The 13437-nt window shown below is 68.0% G+C and carries 9 protein-coding genes and 1 pseudogene; 6 read left to right on the top strand and 4 right to left on the bottom strand.

Annotated features, from left to right (window positions below; genetic code table 11):
* Positions 1–152: 152 nt before the first annotated feature.
* Positions 153–558, bottom strand: a pseudogene (locus ACIGW4_RS33235) (restriction endonuclease); the annotation flags it as partial.
* A gap of 629 nt (positions 559–1187) precedes the next feature.
* Here ACIGW4_RS33235 and ACIGW4_RS33230 point away from each other — a divergent pair.
* The gene (locus ACIGW4_RS33230; RefSeq protein ID WP_399584920.1) at positions 1188–2282 is read left to right on the top strand and encodes a barstar family protein; all 1095 of its coding nucleotides are present in this window, start codon (positions 1188–1190) and stop codon (positions 2280–2282) included.
* Between the two features lie 105 nt (positions 2283–2387).
* Here ACIGW4_RS33230 and ACIGW4_RS33225 read toward each other — a convergent pair whose 3' ends face one another.
* On the bottom strand, positions 2388–2786 hold the full coding sequence (locus tag ACIGW4_RS33225; protein WP_399584918.1) for a DUF5958 family protein: 399 nt from the start codon (positions 2784–2786) through the stop codon (positions 2388–2390).
* Between the two features lie 45 nt (positions 2787–2831).
* On the bottom strand, positions 2832–3284 hold the full coding sequence (locus ACIGW4_RS33220; RefSeq protein WP_399584915.1) for a hypothetical protein: 453 nt from the start codon (positions 3282–3284) through the stop codon (positions 2832–2834).
* Positions 3285–3670: 386 nt separating this feature from the next.
* On the opposite strand from ACIGW4_RS33220, the gene ACIGW4_RS33215 reads away from it, so the two are divergent.
* A complete protein-coding gene (locus ACIGW4_RS33215) occupies positions 3671–4345 on the top strand; it encodes a ParB/RepB/Spo0J family partition protein (RefSeq protein ID WP_399584912.1) in 675 nt (224 codons plus the stop codon).
* A gap of 476 nt (positions 4346–4821) precedes the next feature.
* Here the strand turns inward: ACIGW4_RS33215 and ACIGW4_RS33210 are convergent, their stop codons facing one another.
* The gene (locus tag ACIGW4_RS33210) at positions 4822–5244 is read right to left on the bottom strand and encodes an STAS domain-containing protein (protein ID WP_399584909.1); all 423 of its coding nucleotides are present in this window, start codon (positions 5242–5244) and stop codon (positions 4822–4824) included.
* Between the two features lie 602 nt (positions 5245–5846).
* On the opposite strand from ACIGW4_RS33210, the gene ACIGW4_RS33205 reads away from it, so the two are divergent.
* From ACIGW4_RS33205 to ACIGW4_RS33190, 4 genes are all read left to right on the top strand, one after another.
* Positions 5847–6254: a hypothetical protein gene (locus tag ACIGW4_RS33205; RefSeq protein ID WP_399584906.1), complete on the top strand. Its 408-nt coding sequence runs from the start codon at positions 5847–5849 to the stop codon at positions 6252–6254.
* Positions 6251–10048 (top strand): type VII secretion system-associated protein, encoded by a 3798-nt coding sequence (locus ACIGW4_RS33200; protein ID WP_399584905.1) that lies wholly within the window; start codon positions 6251–6253, stop codon positions 10046–10048. The genes ACIGW4_RS33205 and ACIGW4_RS33200 overlap by 4 nt, the downstream gene beginning before the upstream one ends.
* 707 nt (positions 10049–10755) lie before the next feature.
* The gene (locus tag ACIGW4_RS33195) at positions 10756–11748 is read left to right on the top strand and encodes a bifunctional DNA primase/polymerase (protein ID WP_399584973.1); all 993 of its coding nucleotides are present in this window, start codon (positions 10756–10758) and stop codon (positions 11746–11748) included.
* Positions 11745–13319: a phage/plasmid primase, P4 family gene (locus ACIGW4_RS33190; RefSeq protein ID WP_399584902.1), complete on the top strand. Its 1575-nt coding sequence runs from the start codon at positions 11745–11747 to the stop codon at positions 13317–13319. The genes ACIGW4_RS33195 and ACIGW4_RS33190 overlap by 4 nt, the downstream gene beginning before the upstream one ends.
* Positions 13320–13437 lie beyond the last annotated feature (118 nt).

The following is a 13437-nucleotide window of genomic DNA, read 5'->3' as shown; positions in this document are numbered from 1 at the left end:
GGGCGGGGGGGGGCGGCGGGGCCCGGCGGGGGGGGGGCCCCCCCCCCCCGCCCCGCCCCCCCCCCCCCCGCCCGGCCCCCCCCGGGCGCCCCCCCCCCCCCCCCCCCCCCCCCCCCCCCCCCCCCCCCCCCCCCCCCCCCCCACGACTGCAGTTAAGGGCTGCGCCGCAGTGCCGGAAGGAGTTCCCACAAGGGAGCTGAGCCTGCCGCCCACGCGTCCAGGAGGTTGCCGGTTCACCAGGTGAAGCCGCTGGCTTCAGGCGAACTTCACCGCGGGCGCGGTGATCCTGCCGTTGGTGACGAGGACGACGACATCGCCTCCGTGCACGGGATGGCCGGTTCCGTTGAGGACGTGCAGCTCCGGCGTGCCGACTGCTGCCCCGGCCGCTCCGTCTCGGCGGTGTTTGCACTGGATGACCCATCGCTAGCCAGCGGGATCGGTGTCCTTGACGTCGGCGCCGTTGTCGCCGGCGCCGCCCACCCGGACCGCGTCGCGAGCGCCGTCGCGGCGCATTAGATCCCGTACGGCTTCTTCGAATTCGGTGTGGCGCAGGCTATCCATGAAGCGGATGTCCCAACCCTCCGAACAGGAGCGCCGCGTGGCCCAGACAGAGGACCTGCGCCGTCCGGCCTTCATGAGAAGCAGGATCAGCCCTCCGGCGACCAGGACCGCAACGGCGATCGTGGCGATGCTGAGGCCGTGGCGTTCAAGTCCCTGTCGGGCCTGGGGGAAAAGGATGGTCGTGAGCGAGGCCGTCACCAGGAACGCCGCCGGCATCCACGCCCTGCGCTCGTCGTCGGCGGTGCGCGGGCCGACGTCCTCGTCCTGAGCGTCGTGGAGCAGCGGTGCGGGGGAGTACCGACGTCCGGTTATGGCTGGCCTTCCTGAAGCAGGGCACGGTGCCCGGCCCCCGGAAAGCCGGCGGGCGGGCGGCCGTCTCCCACCGGATGGTGGGAATCTCCACCTAGCCTCCTTACAGCGGCTTGCTCACTGCCCGAAGGGACGGAGACAAGGGCTTGCCCACGGGGAGCCCTGTGCGCTCGGCCGTCATCGGATCCGCGAGCGCGGCTGTTCTCACCACTGCGACGGAGCGTTTCAGCTGGCGCCATCCGTCAGACCGAGCGCTCAACCTTGAGTCGCGCTCACCGACCACGAAAAGCCCTTCGCGCACGCCACCTGGTCTGTGCATGATTCCCAGCGTGCATGTAGACGGGGATCATGGCGGTCAGGGACGGTACTCACTGACGGACACGGGAAGCGGCCACGTCTGGGGCGTCTGCACCGAGGTAGAGGGGTTCTTCCGGGAAACCCTCCGCGGGACGTACGAACTGTTCGGCTGGGTTCCGGACGGAGCCGAGGTGCGCGGCTGGGTCGGCAGCCGGGTGTGGCTGGTGCCGGAGGACAGGACGCTCGACGCTTGGCTGCTGGAGGACGCGGAGAGCCTCGGACAGCGCCCGGGAACGGACAGTCTCGTGCTCACCGGTCTGGACGACTACGAGGGTCTGCCCGAAGGGCACCGGGGGCCTGTCCGACTGCACGACGGGTACCGGTGGCTGGGTTCGTGCCGGGAGTTCGCCCGCGTCCTGCCGCCCGAGCACGTAGATCCTCCACTCGTCCTGCGGGGGCTCGCCCCGAGCGATCGGCTACGGCAGGCACTGGCTACGGGCACCCGGCGCACGCTGGACCTGGAGGAGGTATGCCTGGAGATACGGAACGACCGGGGCGAACCGCTCACCGACCGGCTGCTGCGCCCCCAAGTCCGTACCTGGCAGCCGTCCTCCCTCGGGCCAGACCTGATTGATCTGGAACTCGACGGACACCTCACACCCGTACCGGGATACGCCCGGCCCGTCTGGGACCGCTGGCTTGCCGGCCCGCCGGACGCCCCCGGCGCCTGGGCTGCGCTCGATACCCGTCGGCGTGGGGCCTGGCTCGATCTCGTCCGGGAACGGGGCTGTCGGCTCAAGCCCCAGGACCGGCAGGCCGGGCACGTGTACGAGCTGGACGGCCGGCACATCACGGACGAACCGGGCCTCTATCTGGCACTCGGCGAGGCCGTCAACGGGCCGGGCGGTTACTTCGGCGGCTGCCTGGACGCCCTCGTGGACTGTCTGCGCGGCAATTTCGGCTACGCCGCCCCCGGAACCCTGGTCTGGCGGGATGCTGCGACTGCACGCCAGCACCTGTCCCGCGCCCTGGCGCCGGGGGGTGAGCAATACGACCTGGTCGCCCTGGTGGTCGAAGCCCTGATCGAGGGCGGGATGCACGTGACCCTCACGTGAATCGGCCGGGCTGCTGCAGGAGTGACTCGAGGAAGCTGCCGGTCCGTCAGGCTATGTACGCGCCTGATGCGGGAGCTCAGCCGGGCGCCGATGCCGACAAAGGGTTCAGCCAGCGGCGGAGAGCCTGTGCCACCAGTGGCCGCACCCGTTCGAGCAGTAGCGTTCGCGGCGGCGTCCGTCGGCGATCGCGAGCACCGCGACCAGCAGCCGGAACGCCTTCCGGCGTTCGTCGCGAGGAGTGAGAGAGGCTATCTTCCCCAGCTGATCGTTGATCCGACCACGTGTGATCAGCACCGCTGGCGTGTGCGTCGGGCGCAGGCTGGCACGGCGGATGCCCTCCGGCCCGTCCTCAGCGATGGCGCGTGCCTGGACACAATGGTGGCGCAGAAACAGCAGGACCTCGGACTGCTCCTCTGGGTCGAGTGCGTCAAACCATGCGATGCCCTGCGCCATCGGGCGGAGCCCCTGGGCAAGTTCGTTGAGTATGACGTCGCGTTCGGTCATGCCTGTCTCCCGCCGGGAAAGTGGTGCTTCACCGCGGAGCCGAGGTCAGTAGAACCAGGCGACGAGTCGCACATGGTCCGCTCCATGGAGTTCGCTGAGTGTCCGCATCACGCTCCAGACCGGCCCCCAGTCGCTTCCGTCACCGGCGACCGATTCTCGGCTTCGCCTGCCGGAGCTGTCTGTTTCCTGCCAGTCGGTCGAGGCGAGCTCGGCCCACGTGATCCACGTCGTGCCGTGTGTGTCAGGAGATCCGTCGTACGCGGCGTACTCGGTCCGGAGCCCCTCGGACGCGTCGCTCGGAAAGCCGCGGCTTTCGGCCAGCGGGCGGAAGCCGAAGTAGTTCCGGATACCGAAGAGGCAGGCGAGGGAGTCGTAGGCGTTGCCGTTGTTAAGTAGAAAGAGGTCGATGGCGGCGTGCCATACGGAGTCCTCGTCGTCGGGGCCCCAGAGGCGGGCACCCGGCCGGCACTCGATCATCCCGCTGACTTCGGTAGACATGCAGGCATGCTGCCCGCTCGGTGCGTGAATCGGCACCTGCTTTTCCTCGAGCCCGCCTCTTTCCCGGAAGGCCCCGCAGGTGAGAGGCCAACTCACTGCCCTGCCCGCCGACTCAAACACATGGTTCTGCCAAGCCGACGACTCGGTCGCCAGGTGAAGCGCTCAGCCTCAGCCGCGCCGAGACACTCGTTTGCCGCAACCGACCGCCTGCCCGAGGGCTCGAAACGCCGTGAGAGGCCGCGTGCGGGCTTCCCGGGCGACTGCAGGTCGCTTCATACCGGGCGTGCCGAGTTCGTCGCCTGGAGGGCCTGTTTTTGGTGTCGCTTTTCGGTCCTGATTGGCGAATTGCCGGATTAGGAGTTGCGGTGAGGTCAGCTTGCTTGCGCGTGGACCAGTACGAGGACCTCCACGACAAGGTCATGGCGTACGGCGCCACAATCCGCGGCACCCTCAACTGTGATCTCCACGATCACTCATCCGGGGTGTGCGTTGTCTGGTGTGGCACCAGACTGCAGGGCACACCCCTCCGCCACGGTTCCCAGGAGAAGGTCGCGGAGCGCATCGGCAAGTCGCAGATGTACGTCTCCAACCGCCTGGCTCTGCTCAACCTGCCGCCCGAGCTCCAAGATGCCGTCGACACCAAGCAACTCAAGGTGAAGACTGCCGAGGAGATCGTCAAGATCCAGGACCCGGAACAGCAGAAGGCCGTTGCTGCCGAGGAGCTGCGCAAGGCCCAGGCGCCAAAGGTCCCGCGGAAGTGCGCGGCCGCTCTGGTGGCTTCGCCGGTTCAAAACCCGGTTTTGCACCCTGCGCAGGAAACCGCGTCGAACAGCGGGGGAGTGGTAGCAGTAGCGTCCCTCGACGTCAGCGAGCCCACCGTCATCGTTCCGGAACCTCGGATCACTGAGGCCGCGCAGGTGCCGGCAGCTGCCGAGGTGCCGTGGCATGACGGCTCTGCGCTCATGGACGCAGCACTTGTCCGGGCTGGACCCGGCCCAACGCAGCGAGTTCATCCTGCGCTACTTCAGACGCAGCCAGGGCGCAGAGGCCGTCATCGCTGATATGCGAGGAAGACCTCGCCCCGCAGGCCCGCGCCTCGCTCGCAGGCATCCTCCAGCAAGTTGCTGCTGGCCTTCTTCGAGACGCGCAGCCCGGCCAGAAACCCCTGCTCTCCAAAGTGACGAGCAGGGGCTTCCGTGCATATGCGTACCTTCGGCCGGATGTCAGAGATCGACAACGGGTCAGGCGGGCCGGGAGTCTTCGGGGTGAAGTCGGCGGCGAGGAGCGCCTCGACCGGGGTTAGCCAGCCGTCCTCCGGGCTCCCGCCGACCCTGGCAAGATCAGCCGCCACGTGTATGGCTCAGCGGGATGGCGGGTGCGGGGCACTGGAGTGGGGGCGCCAGACGGCAGTGGAACAGGATTCTGCGGGGTGCGGACTGGGGAGGTCGGGCGGAGCGGCGGCGTCGTACTTCCCAGGGTTCCCGGTAGACAAGGAGGAGCGCGGCGAGCATCGGCCCGCAGGTCAGGAGTATGAACGTCATGACGTGACCACTGCTGTCGGTGAGCCGGTCCGGGCTGGCTGCCGGCCTGCGGCGGCGGAGGCGTTCAGCAGGCGCTGAACGGCCCGGGAGCAGTTCACGAGTCCGAGGCGGCGTCCGTGCCGGGGCCACCAGCGGAGGATGGCGAGGAGGCCGGAGTCGCAGAAGGTGACCCGGGCGGTGTCCAGGACGAGGCCGGTGTAGCCGTCGTCGGCGGCCGAGGCCAGCAGGGCCCACAGCGGGGCGGCGCTGTAGTGGTCGATCTCCCCGGCGAGGCGGACGACCAGGGTGCCGCCGAGGGCGGTGCAGGAGTCGATGACTATGACGCCGGGCGCGGTGTCCGCGCCCGAGTCGTGCACGACGGGAGGGGCGGGGGCGGCGAGAGTCGCGGGCAGTATCGGGGCGGTGGTAGAAGTGCTCACACCCCATCAACGCCGCCCGCCCGGGGTCGGGAAACGAGTGGTGCGGCCCTTTCACCCCATGTGACCAGCGCTAATCCCTGGCAAGGGGGAAAGATTCCACCCGGATGAGGCATGGGACCGTCTGGGATGCGCCCACTGCTTCCAAGATTTTTTCCAGGCTGAGACCGTGTCCTATGTAATGAGGCGGCCGGTGTGCAGGTCTCGGAGAACAGCCCGTCTTCCCCTGAACCGGACCGACCAGCTCGTCGGACGCCAAGGGGGCCGTAAGCGGTACCTACCCGTTCCGCAATCCGACCATCTGGCCGCGTGACTCGTGCAACCCCGCTTCCCATCGCCTCAAACAGGGGCGCGGCATCACCATCCACTGCGACAAGAATCCGACTGCTACTGCGCCAGCGCTCGCATCACGACCGATGCATGATCGGCAGACACCCCTGGCAGCGCCCCGGCCATAACCAGAACGGGCGCGTTCACCCGGGGCCGTGGCCACGGTGACGCGCTGGGGGAGTGGCTTCCCACAGGAGCCGGCACTACCGTGGAATGGCGAGGACCTGCGTGGCCCCTTTGGGACCGCGTCGTTCGAGTGAAGCGGGGGATCGCTTATGGATGCCAGCCTGACTGCAGCGGAGATCACTCCCTACGTCGTCACCGCGATCAGTACCTACGGGACCGCCGTACTCACCCGCGTCAGAGACCAGGCAGCGGATGCCACCGTGTCGCTCGGGCGGGAGATCCTGCAGCGGTTCACGCGCCGCAACCTGCGCCGGGCGGAACTCGAATCCGCCGTCCGAGACGTGGCAGAAGACCCTCAGGACGCAGATTCCCAGGCGGCCCTGCGCGGCCAGTTGCGCCGCATTCTCGAAGCCGAGCCCGAGCTGGCCGCCGAGCTCGCGACGCTGCTCGCCCAGTCGGGCGCCCGCGTCGCGGCGACCGGCGAGCGCGCCGTGAGCGTTGAGCAGATGTCCAACAGTGCCATCGTCACCGGCGACAACAACCGGATCAACAGGTGACCTCCGAGTCCTCGCCCACAGGTGGTCGCTGGGTCGCCGCCGAGCACATCATCGATTCCGTCGTAGTGACCGGTGACGGGAACATCGTCATCTACTACGCCGACGGCGGTCACACAGAACCGGCCGCGCCCGGCTCCCGCGCCGATGCCGAACGCTTGCTCTTCGGCCCTGAACCTATCGCCCCGACGACACGGCCCTGGACCTGGCTGACCCCCGAGGCCGCACTGCACCCCTTGGTGAGCCGGCCCGAGGAAGCGGCCCTCGTGGAGTGGGCCCGCGAGGGCCGGGGCACCGTGGCACGGCTCGTCTGTGCCCCCTCCGGCCAGGGAAAGACCACCCTGGCGCGCCAAGTCTGCGTCCAACTCAGGGACCTGGGCTGGACGGCTGGCATCCTCGACCTCGAGCGCGCCTCTGCCCCGCACACCGCTGGCACAGAGGCGATGGTGAGTTCACTTTCCCGGGCAGCCCGCCGCTGGGACCGGCAACTCGCCGCCGTCGCCGCGCTGCCCCGCTTGTCGGGACGGGCCATTCTCGTGATCGACTCCGCAGAAGTACACCGGTCACGGATCGAGGAACTGCTTCACACCATCACAGAACTTCCCGCCGTACACGAGGTACCGCCTGTCAAGCTGCTCCTGCTCGCCCGGGACACCGGAGAGTGGTGGGAGGAACTGTCCATCGGCAGCCACCGCCATCACTGGATCGAACGGCGAGTTACACGGCTGCCACCCCTCACGGAAGGGATGGGGGCCACCGAACTGAGCGCGCTGTGGCGCGACGCGACCAGCGGATTCCTGCAGGCCGCGAAGCAGGCCGGCATGAGCGTGGCGGCAAACTCGGCGCATGGGATCGGCGACGACTGCCCCACCACCGTCCCCACCACGCTGCATCTGTACGCCGCGGCGTTGCTGCGCGTCCTCGACACCGTGGAAGGCCGGACCACTTCGCTGCACGATCGGGAGCACCCGATCACAGGGCTGATCGAACACGAACAGCGTTACGTGGCGGGCGTGCTCACCGCCGCCGGTCTCCCCGTCAGCCACGAACACGCGCGTCTGCTCCTCGCCCTGGTCTGCCTGCACGCCCCGCCGGACGAAACGTCCGCGCTGCGGACCCTTCGACGCATCGACAAGACGGCACGGGACGGCGATCTCGCCAGGATGGCGAGAGAACTCCAGGTCATCTACCCAGACGGTGACCGCTCGCTCTGGAGAGCCCCCGGGCCGGACCGCCTGGCCGACTCGGTGCTGCACACATTGGCGGCCGACAGCCGCTCAGGCGGCGAAGCCGAGCATCTGTTGCGCACCCTGTGTGCCACGGACGACTGGTTCGAAGGCAGGGACTGCGCACGCGTCCTCATCAGAGCGCTGGCGACAGCGGATGAGGAGCCCACCACCTTGGCGGAGGTCTCCCGCTGCCTCGGCAGCGTCGTACGCACTCTGATCCTCGAACACCCCCGCGGCTTCGCACCAGCCGCGCTGGACACAGCCCCTGAAAGGTTCGAGCAGCAGATTCTGGCAGCGGTCGCAGCAGGAGGCATGGCCTCTGACATGTCCCGCCTGGCCTTCTCCGAACTGGAGGCACTCGACCTCCTCGTCGGTTCCGCCCCGGCCGGCACCAGCCGGACAAGGATTTCCCTCGCGATCTCCGACAAACTCCTCCACTCGGAGCGGCTGGCATGGCTGGGCACGGGACCCTGGCAGACGAGTGACCGGCTGGCGAGACTCGCCCAGTACGCCCGCGACCTGCGACGGATCGACGACGTCCAGGGCGCCTCCCGTGCCGCGGAGGAAGCAGTGGCACTGGTGCGCCAGATGTGCGAGACCGGGGAGGCAGCGGCCAGTGGACACATTGCCTTACGAATATCTCGGGCGAGCGGCGATCTAGCCACGGCCGGCCTAGACGATGCCGCGCTCGTGCTCAGCACCGCGGCGGCCGAGAGCGCGTGGGCGACGCTGTCTTCTCCAGACCCTTTGAACACCGCGCAGCGTGCGGCGGTCTTAAGCCGACACTCTCAGCGGCTGTTCGACGTGGGGCAGACCGATGCCGCCGCCAACTGCTCCGGTGAGGCGCTGCAGCTGTACCACGACGCCGCAGAGAGCGATCCCGGCCGCTATGACCTGGAGCTGACCGCGGCCATGGCCGACTACGGCATGAAGCTGCGGGCGGTGGGGCGCCCGCGCCAGGCGGCACCGCATCTCGCCGAAGCGCTCTCCGCCTACCGGCGGCATCTCGCGGTCGACGACCGGCCAGGCAGCCGGTACGGCCTCGTGAGGACACTGCGCTCGTACGGAGCTGTCCTCCGGGATCTCGGGCAGGCGGACCAGGCCATCCCCTATGTAGAGGAAGCGGTGAGCATGCAGCGGGGTCTTGCCGCGCTGGATCCCGACGCCGTCTTGGACCTGGCGGCCGCGCTCGGCCAGTCTGGGGCGACGTTCGCCGAGACCGGTTCCGCCGAGGCCGCGCGCCGCGACTTGGAGGAGGCCGTCGGCATACTCCGCAGCCTGCATGGCGAGCCGCAGGCAGCAGGGGAACTGGCGAGCGCGCTGGCAAACCTGGGTGCATGGCACGGCGAGTTCGGTGACGCGGCACACGCAGTGAGCCTTCTCGAAGAGGCACTGGCCCTCAAGGAGGACCAGGATCGGCGCCTCGAGGAAACGGTGGAGGACATCAAGGCCACCGCGCACAACCTGTCGCTGGCCCTGCGCAGATCGGGGAAGGACGCACGGGCACAGGAGGTCCGCGCCCGGTACCACCTAGACACCCGGCAGGAAGAACCGTCTATGCCGGGTATACGAACGGTTGATGAGGTCAAGGCCGAGATCCCGCCGGTCACCGAGGAGATGAGGGCCGCTGCGCGACGGATGCCCGGAGGGCATCTGTACGCGGTCGACCCCGCCTTCGACCCGCAGGGCGAGGTGCCCGGGCACGGTATCCGAGGCGCGTTCCGCATCGACGCCGACGGTGAGATCACCGACTACATGGCCAACGAACGCTATCGCCCCACGCCTGTCGCGCTGTGCTTCCCACCGCCTACGGATGCTGTGGACGAGGCCGCCCAGCTGGCCAGCACCGGCTACGGGTCCCAGGAGGCGGTGGTACGAGCACTCGAGCCCGCAACGGTCGCGGTCGCCGGCCCGGCCCTTTCCAGAAAGATGTTCAGGAGAAAACCCCGCGAGACAGCCATCTTCACCGCACCGATTCACGTGCCCGAAGACGTCGCGACCACCCAGATGTCCGGCGCAGAACTCCTCTCGGTCCTCCCACCGCAGGCCGTGATCTACATCAACCCGGGCACCCCAGGTGCCTACCGCCTCAACAGATCCGCCGAGACCACGCTCCCTCCCACACCTACCAAGACACCCCATCCGCCCGCCCCACCGTCTTCGTCTGTGCTCCCTTCCCCCTCTCCTATCGCTTCCTCCCCGCCCTCCCCCCCTCCCGAGGACGAGATCGCCCGGCTGTGCGCCCTGCACGCCGCCGGTGAGCCGGTCCTGGGGCAGCTCACTGCCACCTTGCGTAGAAGCCGCGTCTGGCATGTCACAGGAGGTGACGAGAGACGCAACCTCGTAGTCGCTCAGACATACGACGGCCGCTCCGTCGTCTTCGTCTACAGTTCGCGCGCGTATGCCTCGGCCAGCGGCGGGCTGAACTTCATCGAAGGGGCTCGGTTGTCCGAGGCGACTATGAGCGACCTTCTCAAACAGGTCCCCGCTGGCACCTACGTAGTGATCAACAACGAGGGCCCGCATCCGCTGCAGATCGCGGCCTCTGCTCTGTTGGCCTACGGCTGAAGCACGTGGCAGGTGGTCACTTCAAGCGGTCAAGGCGGCCTGGTCTGGGGCACGCGAGCAGCTCGGAGGGACTGGCGGACTGTGTTGCGTCCCTGATGGGGTGACGGTCTCCAGGCATGGCTTCTTCGAGTGGATGTGGCGGCTTTGGGCTCTCAGCCCCTGGTCTGTTTCAGTCCCTGCAGTTTCAGTCCCTCTGAGAAACCGCAGGTCAGAAGCTTCTCCGTAAGCTTTCAGGGACTGAAGGGACTCAAGTTCGATGTTTCCAGTCTTTACGTGCGTGCGTGTATGCGCGGGCGTACAGAAGTACTTGAAGCGTGTGTAGCTCATAACTAGAGATTTGAGTCCCTTCAGTCCCTGGCTAGACTGCCTCGCCCCCCTGACCTGCGGGTTTATGCAGTGACCGAAGGGACAGGGACCGAAGGCGTCAGCACTGCATCAGCCCCTCAGGGAGGGGAGGGAGCCCGGGGGAGGGGTGCCCACTGTCAGGCGTCTACGCCGAGCCCTCCCCAGGGCCAGGGACCGGACAGAGACCAAAGGGACCGAAGGGACCCAGTTTTGAAAGAACGGTGACGTTATCCGCGAGTCGGCTGTGACGCTGCGCTAGCATCCCGGATAGGGAATCTTCAGTCCCTTCAGTCCCTTTGAACAGCCCCTGCGCCCTCAAGGAAGAGCCTGTGCCTGTCCGTCCCGAAGACGTCGCGACCTGGATGGTCCGGCACGGGTTCGCTGTGCACCCCCTGGCTCCCGGGGCCAAGACACCCGCCCCCAACTGCGGAGCGTGCAAGCCCGGAACGCACCAGGCCCAGCACTGCCCCTGCCACGCGCGGCGCGGCTGGTGCCACGGGTTTCACGCCGCCACCACCGACCTGGCCACGGTCCAGCACTGGTGGACCGCTCAGCCCAACTTCGGTATCGGTGTCGCCTGCGGACCCTCACGTCTGGTCGTCATCGACGTAGACGCCCACACCACTCACTTGCCCGAGCGATCACGTCTTCTGCCTGGAATCCCTGTCCACGACGCTGTCGACCTGACCGGACTCAGCAGTGGATTCGACACCCTCGCCTTGCTAGCTGCTTACCGGCGCAGGCCTAACCCCTGCACGGACACCTCAACCCTGCGAGTACAGACACCTTCCGGCGGCATGCACATCTGGTACCGCGTCCCCCGAAACGGGCCCGCATTCAAATCCTCCAGCGGCTCCGGCAACCGGACCGCCCTCGCCTGGCAGGTCGACATCCGCGCCGCCAACGGATACATCGTCGCGCCAGGTACCCGCACAACAGCCGGCACCTACGAAGCCCTGCCCGGACCCAGGACCCCCGCCCCGCTGCCGCTGTGGCTCGTCGCCGAGCTCACCCGCACCGGACACCACGTGGGCCCACCGCCAGCCACGAGCCCCACCGCGAGACCCCCTCGACCCGGAGACGGTCCACACGTCCTCGCAACCCTCCTCAAGGAAGTGCAAGCCTGCGGCGCCATCCCAGAAGGGGCGGCCTTCAGCGAGAAGCTCAATCGAGCAGCCTTCACCGCCGGCGGACTCGTCCAGGGCGGACATCTCGCCGACGCCGAGACCCGGCAACTGCTCCTCGAGACCGCCACACGAGCCCGGCCCCATCAGCCACGCAGGAACGCCCACATCATCGAGACCGGCATGCGCGCCGGCAGCGCCCGCCCCATCCGACCCGAGGAACGCACATGAGCAGCGCCGGAAGCACCGGGTTCAACGCCCAAGCGGTGGCCGAACAGCTCGCCGCGTTCAGCAACGAGCCCGCGGCTGAATTCCCCAGGCGACTTCCTCCCCGGCAGAAGACCGGCGCAGCGGGCCCCATGGACCCCTCAGACTTCGTCCAGTCCGGGGTACTGGCCAACCTCAGCGACCGCGGCAACGCCAAGCTCTTCGCCCACCTCTACCACGACCGCTTCCGCCACGTGGAAGGGCTGGGCTGGTACGTCTGGGACGAGTACCGGTGGAAGCGCACCGGCGGAGAAAAGGCCGCCATCTGGGCCGCAGGGGACATGGCCGAGGAACTCCCCACCACTGACCCCCGCGGTATCTTCACCGACCGGGAACTTGCTCAGCACCGCAAGCGAGCCATGTCCACCTCCGGCGTGAAGGCCATGCTGACGCAGGCCAAGGCCTCCCCTGAGCTCGCCCTCGACCCCGACAGCCTCGACGGCGACAAGTACGCCCTGTGCACCCCGGCCGGTGTCGTGGATCTGCGCACTGGCGAACTTCACAAACCTGACCCCACCCGGGACCTGCACTCACGGGCCACCTACCTCGCGCCCGAAGCCATCCCCACGCCCCGGTTCCACAGCTTCCTCGACCAGACCTTCGGCGAGGACGACCGGGGCAAGGAGATGATCAACTTCCTGCATCTCCTGCTCGGCTACTCCATCACCGGCGACGTCGGCGGCCAGGTCCTGCCCTTCCTCTACGGAGTCGGTGCCAACGGTAAGTCGGCCCTCCTCGACGTCGTCATCAAGATCCTCGGCGACTACGCCGACGTTGCACCCCCCGGCTTCCTCATGGAACGCGGAAAATTCAACGAGCACTCCACCGAACTGACCGAGCTCCACGGCCGCCGACTGTTCGTCTGCAGCGAGCTCAAGCCCCACGACAAGTTCGACGAGGCCCGCGTCAAACTCCTCACCGGCGGCGACCGCCTCAAAGCCCGGCGCATGCGTCAGGACTTCTTCAGCTTCGAGCCCACACACAAACTGTGGCTGCTGGGCAACCACCGCCCCGAGGTCGGCACCGGCGGACACGCCTTCTGGCGACGGATCCGCCTCATCCCCTTCGAACGCGTCGTGCCCGACCACCGCAAGATCGACAACCTCGCCGAGATCCTCGTCCGCGACGAAGGCCCCGGCATCCTCCACTGGATGATCCAGGGAGCCAAGGCCTACCTGGCCACCAAGCCCCCCCTCACCGGCCCCAGCGTGGTCCGCACCGCCACCCAGGCATACGCAACCACCGAAGACCACATCGGACGCTTCCTCTCCGAATGCTGCACCACCGGCAGCGACCTAGAAGAACCCCGCGACCTGAAAGTCGAACAGGGAGCCCTCTACCGCGCCTACAGCACCTGGTGCCAGGACGGCGAAGGACTGCGCCCCGCCACCACCCGCGCATTCGCCACACGGATCCGAGCCGAAGTAGGCGTCGCCTCGCCCAGTGAGATGCTCCGCTCCAACGGACAGAAGTTCTACCCCGGGCTCGCTCTCCTGGCAGACGACGAGCCGTCCCGGCGCGCAGCAGACGGGTAAGCCTCAAGGCGAAGCCGGAACGCGTGCTCCCCGAAGACGACCGACACACATACCATGGACGAGGAATGATCCGAGCCATCCAAGCGCCGGGCCCTATGACGGCCGGCCGCATAACGAC

It is taken from the genome of Streptomyces sp. NPDC053513, from assembly GCF_044544765.1.
GTDB classification, from domain to species: Bacteria; Actinomycetota; Actinomycetes; order Streptomycetales; family Streptomycetaceae; genus Streptomyces; species Streptomyces litmocidini.
The sequence above is the reverse complement of the archived record's forward strand: the minus strand, read 5'-3'. Positions and strand labels throughout refer to the sequence as shown.